Source organism: Pseudomonas sp. BIGb0278 (assembly GCF_024809895.1).
GTDB classification, from domain to species: Bacteria; Pseudomonadota; Gammaproteobacteria; order Pseudomonadales; family Pseudomonadaceae; genus Aquipseudomonas; species Aquipseudomonas shirazensis.
The window spans coordinates 298904-316752 of the sequence record NZ_JANUEL010000006.1 but is presented as its reverse complement, the minus strand read 5'-3'; the positions used below and the strand labels follow the sequence as shown (position 1 = coordinate 316752).

General features: G+C 60.2%; 15 protein-coding genes and 1 pseudogene. 7 read left to right on the top strand and 9 right to left on the bottom strand.

The annotated features are described in order from the left end of the window. The first annotated feature begins 4 nt into the window (after positions 1 to 4). From M2396_RS20170 to M2396_RS20160, 3 genes and pseudogenes are all read left to right on the top strand, one after another. On the top strand, positions 5 to 646 hold the full coding sequence (locus M2396_RS20170; RefSeq protein ID WP_259077489.1) for a hypothetical protein: 642 nt from the start codon (positions 5 to 7) through the stop codon (positions 644 to 646). Between the two features lie 368 nt (positions 647 to 1014). Beyond that, positions 1015 to 1352: pseudogene (locus M2396_RS20165) on the top strand (transposase); the annotation flags it as partial. 457 nt (positions 1353 to 1809) lie between these two features. Further along, complete coding sequence (locus M2396_RS20160) at positions 1810 to 3360, top strand: sensor histidine kinase (RefSeq protein WP_259077487.1); 1551 nt, start codon at positions 1810 to 1812, stop codon at positions 3358 to 3360. A gap of 49 nt (positions 3361 to 3409) precedes the next feature. Here the strand turns inward: M2396_RS20160 and lpdA are convergent, their stop codons facing one another. From lpdA to M2396_RS20140, 4 genes are read right to left on the bottom strand one after another with little or no spacing between them, the layout of a single operon-like run. Further along, on the bottom strand, positions 3410 to 4789 hold the full coding sequence (gene lpdA, locus M2396_RS20155) for a dihydrolipoyl dehydrogenase (protein WP_103436613.1): 1380 nt from the start codon (positions 4787 to 4789) through the stop codon (positions 3410 to 3412). Positions 4790 to 4791: 2 nt separating this feature from the next. Then, positions 4792 to 6081, bottom strand: a complete 1290-nt coding sequence (locus M2396_RS20150; RefSeq protein ID WP_150569795.1) for a dihydrolipoamide acetyltransferase family protein — start codon at positions 6079 to 6081, stop codon at positions 4792 to 4794. Then, positions 6082 to 7140 carry an alpha-ketoacid dehydrogenase subunit beta gene (locus M2396_RS20145; RefSeq protein ID WP_101317744.1) on the bottom strand — a complete coding sequence of 353 codons (1059 nt, stop codon included), beginning with the start codon at positions 7138 to 7140 and terminating at the stop codon, positions 6082 to 6084. Positions 7141 to 7142: 2 nt separating this feature from the next. Further along, entirely contained in the window at positions 7143 to 8375 is a 1233-nt protein-coding gene (locus M2396_RS20140; protein ID WP_103436616.1) for a 3-methyl-2-oxobutanoate dehydrogenase (2-methylpropanoyl-transferring) subunit alpha, read from the bottom strand. Positions 8376 to 8572: 197 nt separating this feature from the next. Between M2396_RS20140 and bkdR the strand changes: the two genes are divergently transcribed. Both bkdR and M2396_RS20130 read left to right on the top strand, forming a co-directional pair. Next, a complete protein-coding gene (gene bkdR / locus M2396_RS20135) occupies positions 8573 to 9058 on the top strand; it encodes a Bkd operon transcriptional regulator BkdR (RefSeq protein ID WP_054891915.1) in 486 nt (161 codons plus the stop codon). Between the two features lie 151 nt (positions 9059 to 9209). Continuing rightward, positions 9210 to 10529, top strand: a complete 1320-nt coding sequence (locus tag M2396_RS20130) for an MFS transporter (protein WP_101317748.1) — start codon at positions 9210 to 9212, stop codon at positions 10527 to 10529. Positions 10530 to 10559: 30 nt separating this feature from the next. Here M2396_RS20130 and M2396_RS20125 read toward each other — a convergent pair whose 3' ends face one another. The 4 genes from M2396_RS20125 to flgA all read right to left on the bottom strand — a co-directional run bounded on the left by M2396_RS20125 (position 10560) and on the right by flgA (position 13114). Next, positions 10560 to 11303 carry a flagellar brake protein gene (locus tag M2396_RS20125; protein WP_101317750.1) on the bottom strand — a complete coding sequence of 248 codons (744 nt, stop codon included), beginning with the start codon at positions 11301 to 11303 and terminating at the stop codon, positions 10560 to 10562. Between the two features lie 78 nt (positions 11304 to 11381). Continuing rightward, positions 11382 to 11849 (bottom strand): flagella synthesis protein FlgN, encoded by a 468-nt coding sequence (locus M2396_RS20120; RefSeq protein WP_101317752.1) that lies wholly within the window; start codon positions 11847 to 11849, stop codon positions 11382 to 11384. Between the two features lie 48 nt (positions 11850 to 11897). Continuing rightward, positions 11898 to 12209, bottom strand: coding sequence for a flagellar biosynthesis anti-sigma factor FlgM (gene flgM / locus M2396_RS20115; RefSeq protein WP_150569794.1), 312 nt, complete (start codon positions 12207 to 12209; stop codon positions 11898 to 11900). Positions 12210 to 12361: 152 nt separating this feature from the next. Beyond that, complete coding sequence (gene flgA, locus M2396_RS20110; RefSeq protein WP_150569793.1) at positions 12362 to 13114, bottom strand: flagellar basal body P-ring formation chaperone FlgA; 753 nt, start codon at positions 13112 to 13114, stop codon at positions 12362 to 12364. Positions 13115 to 13179: 65 nt separating this feature from the next. Between flgA and M2396_RS20105 the strand changes: the two genes are divergently transcribed. After that, on the top strand, positions 13180 to 14109 hold the full coding sequence (locus tag M2396_RS20105) for a chemotaxis protein CheV (protein ID WP_103436620.1): 930 nt from the start codon (positions 13180 to 13182) through the stop codon (positions 14107 to 14109). Positions 14110 to 14158: 49 nt separating this feature from the next. Further along, positions 14159 to 14986 (top strand): protein-glutamate O-methyltransferase CheR, encoded by an 828-nt coding sequence (gene cheR / locus M2396_RS20100; RefSeq protein WP_101317760.1) that lies wholly within the window; start codon positions 14159 to 14161, stop codon positions 14984 to 14986. Between the two features lie 168 nt (positions 14987 to 15154). On the opposite strand, the gene M2396_RS20095 is transcribed toward cheR, so the two are convergent. Beyond that, positions 15155 to 17701 (bottom strand): autotransporter domain-containing protein, encoded by a 2547-nt coding sequence (locus M2396_RS20095; RefSeq protein WP_409035110.1) that lies wholly within the window; start codon positions 17699 to 17701, stop codon positions 15155 to 15157. Positions 17702 to 17849 lie beyond the last annotated feature (148 nt).

Sequence of the window (17849 nt, the reverse complement as noted above, 5' to 3'; positions counted from 1 at the left end):
TTCGATGGAAAGTAATTGTGCATCTTGGCAGAAAGGTAATGTGGCGGCACGGAGGGAAATCGTTATTGAAGTCCTAGCGTCTTTGCAAGTGGGTAAGCGAGAGCGATTAAAGGTAACCGAGTTGGCAGAGACTATCTGTCGGACTATTAGGGCTGTAGAAATTAGACAGGTAGAAATCACTGGGAAGAAATACAGGCCGATCAATAATTCGACTCTATTGCGACCAGACGGATGTTATCGTCCACTATTAGATGCATTTTTGACTGATAACGGTCTCCGGTCGGTTGACCCGGAATCGAATATTTCCGATCCCGTTGCTAGGCGTTTGCTTGTATCTAAAAATTTGAGTATTCGGAATGTATCTGCAAAGCTTGAGCGTGCGCTCAAGAAAATCGAATATTTAGATAGTAAGGAGCTAAATCTGGTTGCTCCTGTAACTGCTTGTCAAGCTGAAGTTGATGCACTGGGGGGGGCTGCGGTTGCTTTGTTCGATATGCTAATTGGCTCTGGCCTTTTTAAGCTTGATGAGGAAACGGGGGACGTTCTTTACATCACTCGTTCTCGCAAGGTAGCAATTGCACGTCTACAAATCGCACCATTCTTAAATTGGCGTAAACGTCAATCAATTACTCGCTCGTCTAGTTAAATTCTTAGTGCTTTAGCTAAATATCTAGTAAGTGGTCTTGCATGAACTGAGTCAGAGCTGTTTTAAGCATTTTCTGTGCTCAGTGCTTCCTGGTCTGCGTTTCGACATTAAGCAGTCTAGTGCATCGGGCTAAATTATATCTTCGCTCGCAATTACCATGCTCTCTGCGACTTCCCGTCTGGGTTTCAATTGTCAAAGCTTGTTGCCTGCATTCATAAAGATCTTTATTAAACATGATTTTGTGCGCCTTGGCGTTGCTGTTGTTGAAAATCACTGCATATTAATGTTCATGTGAGTTTTGCATTTCTTTCGCCTTAAGGAATTCATTGCCACAGGCTATGTTACCCAGGCGGAAACTCAAACGGCCCTTGCTGGATGATGTCAGCATTCCGACAAGCCAACGTGGCCTCGCAAACGTTGCAATTGTTTGCTGCCCAGCAAGGGTTTCGCCGAGGCAGTGCTCCGGTACTGCGAACGGTATAGCATTCAGCCCGTCATCCCACTGCGCTCCATGAAGCGCAAACCCAAGCACGGTTGAACGAGACTGTTTGATTGCCCCAAGTACCGCCAGCGCAGTATCATCGAGCGCATGTTCGGCTGGCTGAAAGAGAACCGCCGTATCGTCAAGCGCTCAGATAAACTTGCAAAAAGCTACGCCGTTATGGCCGCGCTGGCATGTTCCCTGCGGTGTCTGCGACACTTTTTTCATACAGAACCTAGTGTCCCACCCTGCGGCTCGACGGCGTCGCTCGCCTACTCGCTTTGTTGTCAGCCCTGAGCATTTAAGACCAGCGGTTGGTGGTGCCAATGGTTCTCGCTACTTTTGCTCGAGATCTGTTTGGCGGGCGAATTTACCCGCAGTGGTTCGTCAGCATGCAGTTACTGCACCTTGTAAGTCACTGTATTTACAGATTATTTTCTACTGGTAGCGTGCTAGGTGTCGGATAGGGGTTCGAACCGGCCCTGGGACACCATCTCTCGCGCTGCAGGTGCCCACGCAGCACCGTCAGCTCCCCCAGACATTTCCCGCCGGGCCTGGCACTTTCATGCTAGATTCTCGGAAATCCCCGACCATTTCCATGCTGCAACGCCCAACTTGATCCCAAACGATCGGGATTACTGCGCTGGGCAGGCTTATTTACTACTCTGTGGAAGACATCACGATGCAGCAATCTTCTGCCGACGAGACCATTCGTGCGGCATTGCAGAGGTCCCATGCGCGGCTTCATCGCCAGCATGAGTTGGTGGTCGAGTTTGGCGTCGCCTCGCTCAAGGCGAGTGACCTGGACCTGTTGCTTACCAAGGCTTGCGTGGTGGTTGCCGAAGGCATGCAGACGCGCTTTGCCAAGGTGCTGACGCCGCTGCCCGACAGTGAAGACTTGCTGCTGTCGCACGGGGTTGGCTGGGACGAAGACGATATCGGTCACGCGACGCTGGGTGGTGACGTCGCCAGTCCGGCGGGTTATGCCATCGCCACCTACCGCCCGGTGCTGTCCAATCATCTTGGTCAGGAGCACCGTTTTCGCACCCCCGAGTTGCTGAAGAAGTACGGTATCGAGCGTGCCATCAACGTGCCGATTCGCGGTGCGATGACGCCGTTCGGCGTACTCGAAGCCGACAGCACCGACGGTGATGACTTCATCGAGAGCGATATCGTCTTTCTCGAAGGCATCGCCAACGTGCTATCGATGGCAGTCGAGCGGTTGGCGGCTGGTAACGCCGAGGCGCTGCCCGACCCGTATTCGGAGAGCATGCTCAACGCCAGCCCGGACTGCGTGAAGGTACTGTCGACCGATGGCGAAATCGAGTTCATGAATGACGCCGGCATGTGCCTGATGCAAGTCGGCGACCTGGCCATGGTCAAAGGCAAGCCTTGGCCGCAGCTGTGGCCAGAAGAGTCCAAGGACCTTGTGCTGGGCGTTATCGAGAAGGTCAGCAGCGGCGAATCCGCCCGCTTCGAGGCGTTCTGCCCGACCGCCAGCAACGAGCCCAGGTGGTGGGATGTCACCGTGGCGCCGATCGTCAGCCCGGACGGCGAGATCAGCAAGCTGATCGCGGTGTCCCGCGACATTACCGAGCGCCATCACCATGAGGCCAAGCTGCTCTCACTGATCGCTGCGCAGAACTCCAAGCTCGACGAAAGTGACCTTTTCCTTGAAGAGATTCATCACCGGGTCAAGAACAGCCTGCACCTGGTCAACACCTTGCTTATGTTGCAAGCCAACCTGACAGCGGACGAAGCGGTCAAGCTCCAGCTGGAGACTGCCGCTGGGCGCGTAGTGACGATTGCCAGCGTGCACGAGCGCTTGTACCAGGCGACAGAAAGCCAGGACCTCGATGTGGTTGAGTATCTGGGAGCGCTGTTAGGTGATCTGGGCAATGCGTTGGGTGATCGCAAGATCTCGTTGGAGGCTACGTCGTTTGTGCTGGCGCAAGAAAGAATGGCGCCGCTGGGGATGGTGGTGTCCGAGCTGATCACCAATGCGCTCAAGTACGGCAAGGGAAAAATCGAGGTCAGCCTGCACAAGGCTGAGGATCATGCCTTGATCACGGTGACCGACCAGGGTGACGGCTTCCCGGAGACCTTTCCCAAACCCAGTGGCACCGGACTGGGCATGCGCCTGGTCAAGAGTTACTCGGGTTACGGCGACAGCGCCATTTCGATTGATCGGCTGGAAGGCAAAAGCACCATCCGGGTCCGCTTCAAACTCTGATCCAGACCCAAGCGTGCAGCGCAGAGCGCGGTGCACGCCGGTCCTGCCGTTAGATATGCAGTGCGTGCCCCAAAGCGCGCAATGCGGCTTCCTGCACCGCCTCACCCAGGGTCGGGTGGGCATGGATGGTACCGGCTATGTCCTCCAGCCGCGCGCCCATCTCCAGCGACTGAGCAAACGCCGTCGACAGTTCTGAAACTGCCACGCCTACTGCCTGCCAACCCACGATCAGATGGTTGTCGCGCCGCGCTACCACGCGCACGAAGCCGGTCTTTGACTCGAGTGTCATGGCCCGACCATTGGCCGCGAACGGGAACTGCGCAACGATGCAATCCAGACCTTGCTGGCTGGCCTGCTCCGGCGTATGCCCAACCACCACCAACTCTGGATCGGTAAAGCACACTGCGGCAATCGCGGTGGGCGCAAAGCGCCGTGCGTGGCCGGCGATCAGCTCGGCGACCATTTCGCCCTGGGCCATGGCGCGGTGCGCCAGCATTGGCTCACCCGCCACATCGCCGATGGCCCAGACGTTGCGCATGCTGGTCTGGCAGCGCTCATCAATGGCCACGGCAGCACCGTTCATACTCAGCCCCAGGCTTTCCAGATTGAAGCCTTGCGTGCGTGGCCGGCGACCAACGGCGACCAGCACCTGATCGGCCTCCAGCAGCAGTTGTTGGCCGTCGGCAGTGCGCGCCTGCAAGGAGCCGCCCTCATAGCCTTCGACGCTGTGGCCCAGGTATGTAGCGACGCCGAGCTTTTTCAATGACTCGGCAACCGGTGCAGTCAATTCGGCATCGTAAGTCGGCAAGATCCGCTCACGCGCTTCGACCACGCTGACCTGTACCCCAAGCTTGCGATAGGCGATACCCAACTCCAGGCCGATGTAGCCGCCGCCGACGACCACCAGGTGCTGGGGCAGTGCCTTGGGCGCGAGTGCTTCAGTGGACGAGATCACCGCGCCGCCCAGCGGCAGCATCGGCAGTTCGACGCTGCTGGAGCCGGTGGCCAGCAGCAGATGATCACAACGGATCAACTGCCCATCGACCTCGACGCTTTTGCCATCGACGATCTTCGCCCAGCCATGGATCACCGTTACGCCGTGCTTTTTCAGCAAGGCCGCGACACCACTGGTCAAACGATCGACAATGCCGTCTTTCCAGGCCACGCTGCGGCTGATGTCCAGCTGCGGTGTGGCCACGCTGATGCCCAGGGCGGCGTGTTCGCTATGCCGGCAGGTCTGGTGAAACTGCTCGGCTACATGGATCAGCGCCTTGGACGGGATGCAGCCGACATTCAGGCAGGTGCCGCCGAGCGCCTGACCTTCGATCAATACGGTCGGGATGCCCAGCTGGCCGGCACGGATCGCTGCGATGTAGCCGCCAGGGCCGCCACCGATGATCAGCAGGGTGGTGTTGAGGGTCTGAGTCATGCTCACTCCACGAACAGGCAGGCGGGTTGCTCAAGCAAGCCGCGCACGGCCTGGATGAACAAGGCGGCGTCCATGCCATCGACCACGCGGTGATCGAACGAGCTGGACAGGTTCATCATCTTGCGCACGACGATCTGGCCGTCGACCACCACCGGCCGTTCGACCATGCGGTTGACGCCGACGATCGCTACCTCCGGGGTGTTGACCACGGGCGTGCTGACAATGCCGCCCAGGGCGCCAAGGCTGGTCAAGGTGATGGTCGAGCCGGACAGCTCGTCGCGGCTGGCCTTGTTGTTGCGCGCCGCGTGGGCCAGGCGGGTGATCTCGCTGGCATTGCTCCACAGGCTGCCGGCCTCAGCGTGACGCAGTACCGGGACCATCAGGCCGTTGTCGCCCTGGGTGGCAATGCCGACATGCACCGCACCATGGCGGGTGATGACCTGGGCTTCGTCGTCATAGGTGGCGTTGATCTGCGGGAAGTCGCGCAGGGCGACGACCATTGCCCGCACCAGCAACGGCAGCAGGGTGAGTTTGCCGCGGCTTTCGCCGTACTTGCGATTGAGCTGTTGGCGCAGGGCCTCCAGCGCGGTCACGTCGATTTCTTCAACGTAGCTGAAGTGGGCAACACGGCGCTTGGCATCCTGCATGCGCTGGGCAATCTTGCGGCGCAGGCCGATCACCGGCACCTGTTCGCTGTCGGTGCGCCGGCTGTAACCACTTGGCGCTTGCCCGGCAGCGGACTGTGGTTTGCTCATGAAGTTGTCGAGGTCTTCGTGCTGAATGCGCCCGGCCGGGCCACTGCCGTGCACATAACGTAATTCGATACCGGCATCCAGCGCGCGCTTGCGCACGGCAGGGGAGGCCAGTGGTTTTTCGTTGGCCTGGCGCGGCACGATTTCAGCGCTAGGCTTGCTCGCCGCAGGCTGGCTGGCGACACTGGCCGGTGCAACTACGGGCGCTGGCGATTCAGTGCGGGCAGTGCTGACGGCGGGCGCGGTGGCAGCTGCTGCGGCCGGTTTGCTGTCTGGCGCGTCAACATGGTTGCCACTGCCTTCGACTTCGATGCGGATCAGTTCGCTGCCGACCGCCATGACTTCACCCGGCTGGCCGCCGAGGGCTACTACCGTGCCGCTGACCGGCGAGGGAATTTCCACCGTGGCCTTGTCGGTCATGACATCGGCCACTACCTGATCTTCGGCAATCACATCGCCGACCTTGACGAACCACTCAACCAACTCGACCTGCGCGATGCCTTCGCCGATGTCCGGCATCTTGATGACGTGCGTGCCCATTCAGACCTCCATGACCTTTTTCAGTGCCGCGCCAACCCGCGAAGGGCCTGGGAAGTACGCCCATTCCTGCGCGTGCGGGTAGGGCGTGTCCCAGCCGGTGACGCGCTCGATCGGCGCTTCGAGGTGATGGAAGCAATGCTCTTGCACCAGCGCAACCAACTCGGCACCAAAACCGCAGGTGCGTGTGGCTTCGTGTACGACCACGCAGCGGCCGGTTTTTTTCACCGAATCGACAATCGCGTCCAGGTCCAGGGGCCACAGGCTGCGCAGGTCGATGACTTCGGCGTCGACGCCGGTCTCTTCGGCAGCCACTTGCGCGACATAGACGGTGGTGCCGTAGGTCAGCACGGTCACGTCGTTGCCGGGCCGCACGATCGCAGCCTTGTCCAGCGGCACTTTGTAGTAGCCGTCCGGCACCGCGCTCTGGGCATGCTTGGCCCATGGCGTCACCGGGCGGTCGTGGTGGCCGTCGAACGGGCCGTTGTACAGGCGCTTGGGCTCGAGGAAGATCACCGGGTCGTCGCATTCGATCGAGGCAATCAACAGGCCCTTGGCGTCATACGGGTTGGACGGCATGACCGTGCGCAGCCCGCAGACCTGGGTGAACATCGCCTCAGGGCTCTGGCTGTGGGTTTGCCCGCCATAGATGCCGCCGCCGCAAGGCATGCGCAGGGTCAGCGGCGAAATGAACTCACCGGCCGAGCGATAGCGCAGGCGGGCCATCTCCGAGACGATCTGGTCGGAGGCCGGGTAGAAGTAGTCGGCGAACTGGATTTCCACCACCGGGCGCAGGCCATAGGCACCCATGCCGACAGCAGTACCGACGATGCCGCTTTCGGAAATCGGCGCATCGAATACCCGCGACTTGCCATACTTGGTCTGCAGACCTTCAGTGCAGCGGAACACACCGCCGAAATAGCCGACGTCCTGGCCATAGATGACCACATTGTCATCGCGCTCAAGCATCACATCCATGGCCGAGCGCAAGGCCTGGATCATGGTCATGGTAGTGGTGGACATGGCGGTTTCCAGGTCGATGCTGTTGTTGTGATCGTTCATGTTCAGACCCCCAGCTCTTGGCGCTGACGGCGCAGGTGCTCAGGCATTTCCTTGTACACGTCCTCGAACATCGAGGCGGCACTGGGGATCTGGCCATTGCTCATGGTGCCGTACTGCTCGGCTTGCTTCTGTGCCTTGATCACTTCGGCTTCGAACTCGGCAGTTACTGCCTGATGTTCTTCTTCGGACCACTGGCCGATATGAATCATGTGCTGCTTGAGGCGGGCGATCGGGTCGCCCAGCGGGAAGTGGCTCCAGTCATCGGCGGGGCGGTACTTGGAAGGGTCGTCCGAGGTCGAGTGCGGGCCGGCGCGGTAGGTGACCCATTCGATCAGGGTTGGCCCAAGGCCACGGCGGGCGCGTTCAGCGGCCCAGCGCGAGGCGGCATACACCGCAACGAAGTCGTTGCCGTCGACGCGCAGCGAGGCGATACCGCAGCCAACGCCACGGCCGGCAAAGGTGGTCGACTCACCGCCGGCGATTGCCTGGAAGGTCGAGATCGCCCACTGGTTGTTGACCACGTTGAGAATCACCGGCGCGCGGTAGACATGGGCAAAGGTCAGGGCAGTGTGGAAGTCCGACTCGGCGGTAGCGCCGTCGCCGATCCAGGCCGAGGCGATCTTGGTATCGCCCTTGATCGCCGAGGCCATCGCCCAGCCGACAGCCTGGACGAACTGGGTGGCGAGGTTGCCGCTGATGGTGAAGAAGCCGGCTTCGCGCACCGAGTACATGATCGGCAGCTGACGGCCCTTGAGCGGATCGCGCTCGTTGGACAGCAGTTGGCATATCATGTCGACCAGCGACACGTCGCGGGCCATCAGGATGCTTTGCTGGCGGTAGGTCGGGAAGCACATGTCGCTGCGGTTCAGCGCCAACGCCTGAGCGCTGCCAATGGCCTCTTCGCCAAGGCTTTGCATGTAGAAAGACATCTTCTTCTGGCGCTGCGCAACCACCATGCGGCTGTCGAAGATACGCGTCTTGAGCATGGCGCGCATACCCTGACGCAGGATCTGCGGGTCGATGTCCGCAGCCCATGGGCCAACGGCGTTGCCGTGCTCATCGAGCACGCGCACCAGGCTGTTGGACAGGTCTGCGGTTTCGGCAGGCTCGACATCGATAGGGGGCTTGCGAACCTGGCCTGCATCGTTCAGACGCAGGTAGGAGAAATCAGTCTGGCAGCCTGGCCGGCCGGTAGGCTCGGGCACATGCAAACGCAGGGGGGCGTACTCGTTCATGCTGTTTACGCTCGCTCGAATATTGTTTTTGTGAGCTTTGAAGCGGTCGCCGCTGAATGCCGGCTCGTGACCAGCAGGTCAGTGCTGACTACATGGTAGTGGGAGCGCAGGAGAATATTTCTCTCTTGTTGATTGCCTTTGCCCTCACGCCCAGATAAACATTCCGCATAAACACAAAAAACTGGTGATTTTGTCTCATGCGCAAACTCGATCGCACCGATATCGGCATTCTCAACAGCCTGCAGGAAAACGCCCGCATCACCAACGCCGAGCTGGCCCGCTCGGTCAACCTGTCACCGACGCCGTGCTTCAATCGGGTCAAGGCGATGGAGGAGCTGGGCGTGATTCGCCAGCAAGTGACCTTGCTGTCGCCTGAGGTGCTGGGGCTGGACGTCAATGTGTTCATCCATGTCAGCCTGGAAAAGCAGGTCGAGCAGTCGCTGCATCGCTTCGAGGAAGAGATCGCCGAGCGGCCCGAGGTGATGGAGTGTTACCTGATGACCGGCGACCCGGATTACCTGCTCAGGGTGTTGTTGCCGAGTATTCAGGCGCTGGAGCGGTTTCTCGACTACCTGACCCGCTTGCCGGGGGTAGCCAACATCCGCTCCAGCTTCGCCCTCAAGCAAGTGCGGTACAAAACGGCGTTGCCGCTGCCAGCCAATGGCATGACCTTGCGTGAATGAGATGGACGATGTGCGAGGGTGTACAGGAACTCTGCCGTGACCCACTCATCGAAGCTAGACCTTTTTGCTGACTGCGGCCTGCAGCCCGGCCTGTTTGCCCTTATGCTTGCCAGCATACCCTCCACCTGAATCGGGAGCCCCTCAGGGACGCATGCGCCAGATCTGGAAGTCTTTTCGTTCACTGTACTTTGCTGCGCTGATGATGCTGATCGGCTCCGGTCTGCTCAGTACCTACCTGGCGCTGCGCCTGGCGGCTGAAAACGTCGACAGCCTGTGGGTGGGTGCCTTGATGGCGGCCAACTACTTTGGTCTGGCGCTGGGCGGCAAGATCGGCCACCGGCTGATTGCCCGGGTTGGGCATATCCGCGCCTACGCGACCTGCGCTGGTATCGTCGGCGCGGCGGTGCTGGGCCATGGTCTGACCGACCTGTTGCCGGTGTGGGTTGGGCTGCGGGTGATCGTCGGTCTGGGCATGATGTGTCAGTACATGGTCATCGAGAGCTGGCTCAATGAGCAGGCCGATGCCAAACAGCGCGGTGCCGTATTCAGCGGCTACATGATCGCTTCGTATCTGGGCCTGGTGCTGGGTCAGTTGATTCTGGTTGTGCACCCTGAACTTGGCCCTGAGCTGCTGATGCTGGTCGCCATGTGCTTCGCCCTGTGCCTGGTGCCCGTGGCGATGACCCGGCGCATTCACCCGGCGCCGTTGCATCCGGCACCGATGGAGCCGAAGTTCTTCATCAAGCGTGTGCCGCAGTCGCTGAGTACCGTGCTTGGCGCGGGGCTGATCGTCGGCTCGTTCTATGGTTTGGCGCCGCTGTACGCCTCCAATCAAGGCCTGAGCACAGAGCAGATCGGTTTGTTCATGGGTTGCTGCATCTTTGCCGGGTTGTTGGTGCAGTGGCCGCTGGGCTGGTTATCCGACCGTTATGATCGCGCAGTGCTGATCCGTAGCGCGGCGGGCGGCCTGGCGCTGGCGGCGTTGCCGCTGGCGATCCTGCCCAGTGTGCCGTTGGAAGTGCTGTTTGCGGTCGGCTTTGTCATCTCGTTGTTGCAGTTCTGCCTGTATCCGCTGGCAGTGGCTTTTTCCAATGACCATGTCGAGAGCGAGCGGCGGGTGTCGTTGACCGCGATGTTGCTGGTTACCTACGGCGTGGGCGCCTGTATCGGGCCGTTGGCGGCAGGCGTGCTGATGAAGCTGCTCGGGCCGCAGATGCTCTATGCATTCTTCCTGTTCTTCGCGCTGGTGCTGGTGTGGCGGATTCGACCGAAGGCGGTTACCGGCTTGCACCAGGTGGAGGATGCGCCGCTAGGACACGTCGCGATGCCGGCTGCTGGCTCGCCATTGTCGGCGGCGCTCGACCCGCGGGTGGATGAGCAGACTGTGCAGGATGTGATGCAGACGCCAGTGGCGGCGGAGGATACCGAGGAGGATCAGGTCGGTCCTGAGGGCAGGCCTTCCGAGCTGTAAGGGCTGGGCCCGCATAGCGGGCCCGGAATCTCAATAATCGTCTTTATCGAATCGCCGCGCTTCACGCTGCAGCTGGTAGACAAAACTTTCGATCTTGCGCTGCGCCTGGCCACTCAGGTTGTGGAAGCGCACGCCAGCGAAGGTGGTATTGATGCGTTCTTCGAAGTGCAGATGACGCAGCTCGACCATCACGTCCACCAGCCCCAACGGGTTGCCCGCCTTGAATCGCTCGTAAACCTGGCCCAATTGCAAACGCTCTTCTACGTCGCCTTCAAAACGCATCTTGCAGCCGGTGGCGGAGATGTCCAGCAGCTTGCCGCGCAGTGCGCCATTGCCCTTGATATGGGTACCATCAAGCGTCACATCGACCAACTGGGAGAGTTTCAGCGCAGCGCGGAACGCGTTGCGGCGCTGGTGGTAGACGACTTCTTCCGGCAGGGGGCCGCGGTAGCTGCGGTGGCCATCGACCTCGGTGATGGTCAGTGGCGAGTTGCATTCCCAGGCGATACGCACGCCGTCATGGAAGCCTTCAACGCGGAACGGTTCGCCGTTCTCTATGAATTTTTCCCCGTCGCGCGGGATCATTTCATCCAGTGCCACGCTGTTGCTGTCACGGTCAACATCCACTACATAGCTCTGAAACCGCTGGCTACGCTCGTGGAAAGTGATGATCAGCGGATCGTGGCTATCCAGCAGTTGACGCAAGTTGGCGACAATTTCCAAAGGGGTATTGAGCACCTTTGGCGGCTGGGGAGCATCGGATTCATTGAACACGGGTTATAAATCTCCAGGCAAAAACGACACACGCAATTAACGGCATTTTGCCAGTAGTACCGTGCAATGTCAGAAAAATCACACTTGGCTGAGCGCCCGCGGTTTGACCATTGGCGAGGTTGCGCCACGGCTGTCATACAGCGACGGAGAGTCGCCGCCCATGAGGATGCGGATTTGATTGGATGTGGCGTTTTGCTGGACCTGGATGATCCGCCCGTTGGTCTCGTTGACCTGTTGGCAGGTATCCATCAACTGGGTCAGCACGCCGAGCTGCTGCATGATCAGCTCGCCGTTGGGCGAGAGGTCGGCAACTGCCTGCACACCGGCGCGATCCGCCGTGAGGCCGAGGCTGGTGAGCAGGTGATTACGGCGCTGGCCCTGCTGCTCGAGCAGCACGATCAAAGACTGCTTACGGGCGAGAATGGTCTCGAGCACCTCGATTTCACGGCCATGCAGGGCGACTGCCTCGTTCTGTAGCAGCTCGAGCAGTTCCTGGGTGGGCGCGATGTCGTCTTCGATCAGTTGCAGCAGGGTTGTGTCGTGCATGGCTGGCTCTTTGGCTTGTAGCGTCCTTGAAGTCAGCGCGCCGAAGGCTTAGCGCTGAGCTTCGAAATCAAGCAGTTTACTGGCGACCCGGCTGGCATCGACCTGGTAGCTGCCGTCGGCGATCGCTTGTTTCAACTCAGCCACGCGGGCGCTGTTGACTACCGGCTGGTCGCGCAGCTTGTCGCTGATCTTCTGCAACTGCTGAGCCTCTTGGCTGAAATGTACCGCTTCTCCACTGACGCTGGAGCGCGCTGGTGTTTCGCTGGCTTCACCGCTTTTTTCGGTGCTGCCGGCCGCGGTGCCACCGCGTACTCCGCCGACTGACGGCGAATTGTTCAAACGACTGAAGTCGATGACCATGATCAGAAACCTCTGGGTATTAAGACGCTTGCCTTGTTTTCGGCCAACCCGAAGAAAACTTTAGGCACGAATACGAAGCTGCCTGTCAGCAAGCTTTCGCTACCCGATTTCTGACACAGTTTAGGTAATGCGGTTCCTTACCGCCAGCACTGTTACATCGCTACTTCGACCTGGCCGGGGCCGGTCACCCGCGCCTTGACCACCCGCTTGGAGTTGAGGTTGCGCACTCTGATCTGTTCGCTGAAGCCGCCCTTGCTCAGTGCTTCGCCGGGCATGCGTACGCTGAGGGTGCCGCTGCGGGCCACGATCACCACTTGATCGCCCTTGCGGATCAGCTCTGCCTGTTCAAGGTGCTGCGGGGTCAGCACCTGGTCGAGCACCACCGGTCGCATCAGTTTCATGCCCACAGCCTGGTCCAGACTGCCGAGAAAACCCTGGCTGAGGGTGCCGACGTCGCGCTCGCGCAGAGTCACGTCGTCCTCGCTCACCACGCTTTCGCGCTTGAGCGGGCGGGCCATGACCACCACTTCGCGAAACAGCCTGACCTGGGCCGGTACAAACACCGTCCACGGCGCCGCGCTGTCACAGCGCACGCGTACCGTCACACGTCCGAGCGGCTGCGCCGGGCTTTCCAGCGACGCATCCAGCGGCTGGCTGCACAATGGCATGCGCAGGCGCGGGTCCAGGTTGTTGATCTGGATTTCGTAACGCCCGGCGGTCTGGCTGGTGGCCAGATAATCTTCGACGGTGAATTCAAGAAACCCTTGGGTGACACCGATAAGCTGTTCAGGCAAGGTTACCGCGTCGGCCAGCGCCCGAACGGCAGGTGCCAGCAGGCACAGCGCAGCCAGGCTAGAGGCCAGCAAGCGGGTCAATCGTCGGGAAAATGTCGTTTTCATGTACATGACGCTCAAAAAAGCAAAGCCCGTGCCGACTTTAATAAGAAGGCAGAAACGTTAAGGAGTCTGGCATGGCTGGTGTTATGGATTCGGTCAACCAGCGCACGCAGCTGGTTGGGCAGAATCGTCTGGAACTTTTGCTGTTTCGCCTCAATGGCGCTCAGTTGTACGGGATCAACGTGTTCAAGGTCCGTGAGGTGCTGCAGTGCCCGGCATTGACCGTGTTGCCCAAGTCGCACCCGGTGGTGCGCGGCGTAGCCAATATTCGCGGTGCGACCATTCCTATTCTTGATCTGTCGATGGCAACCGGCTTGCCCGGCCTGCAGGAAGACATCCGCAACAGTTTCGTGATCATCACCGAGTACAACACCAAGACGCAGGGCTTTTTGGTGCATTCGGTCGAGCGCATCGTCAACATGAACTGGGAGGAGATTCATCCGCCACCCAAGGGTACTGGCCGCGACCATTATCTGACGGCAGTGACCCGGGTCGACAACCGCATGGTCGAGATCATCGACGTGGAGAAGGTGCTGGCAGAAGTTGCGCCATCGTCCGAGTCGGTGTCTGTCGGTGTGGTCGACCAAGAGGTGCACAGCAAGGCGGTGTCGCTGCGCGTGTTGACGGTGGATGACTCGTCGGTAGCGCGCAAACAGGTCAGCCGTTGCCTGCAGACGGTCGGGGTCGAGGTGATCGCCCTGAATGATGGCCGGCAGGCGCTGGATTACCTGCGCAAGCTGGTCGATGACGGCAAGCGTCCGGAAGAGGAATTCCTGATGATGATTTCCGACATCGAGATGCCGGAAATGGACGGCTATACCCTGACTGCGGCAATTCGTAGTGATCCGCGCATGCAACAATTGCACATCGTCCTGCATACTTCATTGTCTGGGGTGTTCAACCAGGCCATGGTCAAGAAGGTCGGGGCCGATGATTTCCTGGCCAAGTTCCGGCCGGACGATCTGGCTCAGCGGGTCGTTGACCGGATCAAGGCTACGCATTAAACCGGTCGGGGTACGCCCCGGCCTCAGCGATTGAAAAGAGGCGGTTGCATTGTCTACGGGTAATTTGGATTTCGAACAGTTCCGGGTCTTCCTGGAAAAAGCCTGTGGCATCCTGCTGGGCGAAAATAAGCAGTACCTGGTCTCCAGCCGTTTGAACAAGATGATGGAGCAGCAGGGGATCAAGTCGCTTGGTGAGCTGGTGCAGCGTATCCAGACCCAGCCGCGCAGCGGTCTGCGCGAGCAGGTAGTCGATGCGATGACCACCAACGAGACGTTGTGGTTTCGCGATACCTATCCGTTCGAGGTGTTGAAGAACAAGGTCATCCCGGAGTTCATCAAGGGCAATCCGGGGCAGCGCCTGCGCATCTGGTCGGCGGCCTGTTCGTCGGGGCAGGAGCCTTATTCCCTGTCGATGTCGATCGACGAGTTCGAGCGGGGCAATCTTGGCCAACTGAAAATGGGCGCGCAGATTGTCGCGACCGATTTGTCGGGGACCATGCTGACCAACTGCAAAAGTGGCGAGTACGACAGTCTGTCGATCGCCCGTGGCTTGTCGCAGGAGCGTCTGCAGCGCTACTTCGATGTGAAGGCGCCGGGGCGCTGGGCGATCAAGGCGCCGATCCGCAGTCGGGTCGAGTTTCGTTCGTTCAACCTGCTCGACAGCTATGCGAGCCTGGGCAAGTTCGATGTGGTGTTCTGCCGGAACGTGCTGATCTATTTCTCGGCGCAGGTGAAACGCGACATCTTGCTGCGCATCCATGCCACGTTGAAGCCTGGGGGGTATTTGTTCCTGGGGGCTTCGGAGGCGCTCAATGGGTTGCCTGATCATTATCAGATGGTCCAGTGCAGTCCCGGGATTATTTATCAGGCCAAGTGATATGGCCCCAGTCACGTTGCGCTGACTGTTGGGGCGGCCTTGCCGGATGGTCGGAAACGGTCGCGCAGCGGCCCCGACCATCCCAAGGCCATGAACAAAAAAAGGCCAGCGTCAATCGACGCCAGCCTCTTCCAGAACAACAACCAATCAACCCCTCACAAGGTCAACTCAGAAGTCATACCGTACCTTGGCCGAGAACACATCGGCATCAAATCCGGACTTGCCGATGTAGTCATAATTCAGACCCACCGTCACAGCGCCCAACTTGTAATCAGCCCCCACGCCCGCTTCGTAACTGTTGCGCACCGCATCAGCTCCGTGCGTCACGAACGGCGTATTGCCCAGCAGGAAGGTAGACGTACTGCTGGCCTGGTCGGCCGCGAAGTCGTGATAGCCCATCAACTTGAACTGCGGTTCCAGCGTCCCGGCGCCCAGGCCGAAGCTTCCGGCAACCCGAACCCCAGCCCCCAGCTCGATCGCTTCATAACGCTGATCTTCGATCTTCAGCGCAGCAGAAGAACCTTTCTCACGGTAACCATCGATTTCCACTCGGCTGTAACGCGCCGCCAGGCGCGGCTCGATCAGCAACTGTGGGTTGATCCGGTAGGTATAACCTCCAACCAGATTCAGGCCCAGCAGGTCGCTGTCGTAGTCAGCCTTGGCGCGGGTGCCGGCGATGTCGCGCTTGCCTTCGTTGTCGTTGAAGCCGTAAGTCAGGCTGGCGTCAACGAAGTAGTTACCCTGCTCAAAGCCGCCGTACAGGGTGAATGCGTGGCTGTCGACTTCGGTCTGGTTGCCGCTTTTGCCGTTGACGTCGGTATTGATGAAGCTGTACGCCAGGCCCAGGGTCAGCTGGTCGTTGAGCTTGCCATCAGCACCTACCGCGATGCCGCGGCTGTAGGCGTTGTAGCCGGCAATGCCGTCGCGTTGGCCTTGGGTCGCATCGCTGTACAGCGACTGAATCCACACGCCGGTCTGCTGGAGCGCGTCGCCCGACGAAGCGCCGCGCAGGCCGCTGGTGCGGCTGGTGGTCACGCCGTTGACCAGGCTTTGGCTGGTGGTCGCTGCCTGGGTAGCTCCGCCGTTGGTTTCCGGGGTCAGCTGTTCGGCAATCTTGGCCAGCTGCTTGCTGTCGGCGTTGACCGCAGCACGCAGCAGGGGGTCATTGGCGGCAAGCTTGGCGAGGACGCCGTCCTTGGCCAGGGCGCCGAGCGCGCGTTTGTGGTTGATGGTGCCGCCATTCAGATCCAGCACTTGGTCGATGCCTTGCTGATTCTTGGTGGTGACCACCGCCACGACTGTGTTGCCTTCGACAGCGCTGGTGTCGACATCGAGCAGTGCCGAGGTGCTGGTGACCAGCGGAGCACCTTGCAGCTCGCCGGCCTCTATCAGCTTGAAACGGCTGCCGTTGGCGCTGAAGTCATTACCGCGTGCAGTCAGTTTCAGTTGCGCACCTTCGCCGAATTCAGCGGTGCCGCTGACGCTGACGACGGCACGAGCAGGGTTGGTGTCGGCGCCCAGGGTCAGGCCCAGTGCCGAGTTGCCAGCAACATACAGGTTGCCGTCGATGGTGGTGTGCGCCGACTGCAGCGCCAGGGTCGCCGAGTTGCCGCCCGAAACCGAACCAACGTCGATCCAGCCGTTGTCCTTGAGGCGAATGTTGGAGCCGTCAGCGGAACTGTCGGTGCCAGTGAAGGAGGTGTCGGCCTCGACTTCGATGTTCGACAGGTCGATCAGGTTGCCGACGATCACGCTGCCTTTGCGCAGGATCAACTCGACCGGGCGGTTGGCTTCGGAGGCATCGATCGCTTCATCCTGAGAGATGATGGTGCCGCTGTTGAAGATGTTCAGATCACCGTGCAACTGGTACTGAGGTTGCAGGCCCGGGCCGTCGAAGTCGACGTTGCCGATGGTGATTGCCGCGTCTTCGGCAATGATGGTGCCGGTGTTGAGCAGATGTACGCCATCGGCGGTGCTCAGGCTGGCGCCGTCGAGCATGATGCCGTTGGCGTCGTTGCCGGTGGCGATGATGGTGCCGTGGTTTTCGATGCCGGCCAGGTCGACCATGTCGCCGCGGTTGCTGGTGGTGGCGTCGATGGCAGTGGCGCCTTCGCCGCTGACGACGATGCTGCCGTAGTTGATCACCTTGCCATTGATGGTGCCGCCTTCGAGGTTGATCCCGCGGGCGCTTTCGCCGCTGGCCACGATACGGCCGCTGTCGGCGTTGATCAGGTCGCCTTCGATCAGCGAGGTGCCGGAGAAGTCCAGCGCGCGAGCGACATCGGTGCCGCCGCCGTCGGTCAGTGGCTCGCCGATGGCCGACAGCAAACCCTGGTTGATCAGGTTGCCGCCGATCCGCGCTGGATCGATCATCAGCGCGTTGGCGCCGCCGCCGGTGGCGCTGATGCTGCCTTTGTTGATGACGTCGCCGGCGATGTCGTTGCGTGCCCAGCTCAGGCCATCTTCCCAGCTGTCCATGTCCACGCCGCCGGCAAAGTCGCCGCTGCTGTCGATGGTGCTGTTGAGGATCAGGTCGCCGGTAATCGTCGAGCCGTTCAGTTCAATGGCGTCTTCATCGCTGCCGCCGGTGTAGCTGCCAGTGAATTCGAGATTGCCGTAGTGAGTCTGGTGCTCGCTCTTGAAGCCGGCGTTGGTCAGGTTGACCACTTGGTTGGCGAGCGGTACGGCAAAGGCGGGGAGGGCGCTGGCGGTGATGGCCAGGGCCAGCAGAGTCTTGCGGAAGATAACGGGAGCCACGGTTCTGTCCTTGAAAAACGGGGGAGCAAACGGCGCGCATCCATGCATGGCTCTAGGCAGTAAGTCAGGCGACTACGGCTAGCGGGGCCGCATGTCTGCGCGGCGT

Excerpts from the sequence above, each read along its gene's own strand:
- M2396_RS20170 (WP_259077489.1), top strand. The coding sequence starts at position 5 with ATGGAAAGTAATTGTGCATCTTGGCAGAAAGGTAATGTGGCGGCACGG.
- M2396_RS20160 (WP_259077487.1), top strand. The coding sequence starts at position 1,810 with ATGCAGCAATCTTCTGCCGACGAGACCATTCGTGCGGCATTGCAGAGG.
- lpdA (WP_103436613.1), bottom strand. The coding sequence starts at position 4,789 with ATGACTCAGACCCTCAACACCACCCTGCTGATCATCGGTGGCGGCCCT.
- M2396_RS20150 (WP_150569795.1), bottom strand. The coding sequence starts at position 6,081 with ATGGGCACGCACGTCATCAAGATGCCGGACATCGGCGAAGGCATCGCG.
- M2396_RS20145 (WP_101317744.1), bottom strand. The coding sequence starts at position 7,140 with ATGAACGATCACAACAACAGCATCGACCTGGAAACCGCCATGTCCACC.
- M2396_RS20140 (WP_103436616.1), bottom strand. The coding sequence starts at position 8,375 with ATGAACGAGTACGCCCCCCTGCGTTTGCATGTGCCCGAGCCTACCGGC.
- bkdR (WP_054891915.1), top strand. The coding sequence starts at position 8,573 with ATGCGCAAACTCGATCGCACCGATATCGGCATTCTCAACAGCCTGCAG.
- M2396_RS20130 (WP_101317748.1), top strand. The coding sequence starts at position 9,210 with ATGCGCCAGATCTGGAAGTCTTTTCGTTCACTGTACTTTGCTGCGCTG.
- M2396_RS20120 (WP_101317752.1), bottom strand. The coding sequence starts at position 11,849 with ATGCACGACACAACCCTGCTGCAACTGATCGAAGACGACATCGCGCCC.
- flgM (WP_150569794.1), bottom strand. The coding sequence starts at position 12,209 with ATGGTCATCGACTTCAGTCGTTTGAACAATTCGCCGTCAGTCGGCGGA.
- flgA (WP_150569793.1), bottom strand. The coding sequence starts at position 13,114 with ATGTACATGAAAACGACATTTTCCCGACGATTGACCCGCTTGCTGGCC.
- M2396_RS20105 (WP_103436620.1), top strand. The coding sequence starts at position 13,180 with ATGGCTGGTGTTATGGATTCGGTCAACCAGCGCACGCAGCTGGTTGGG.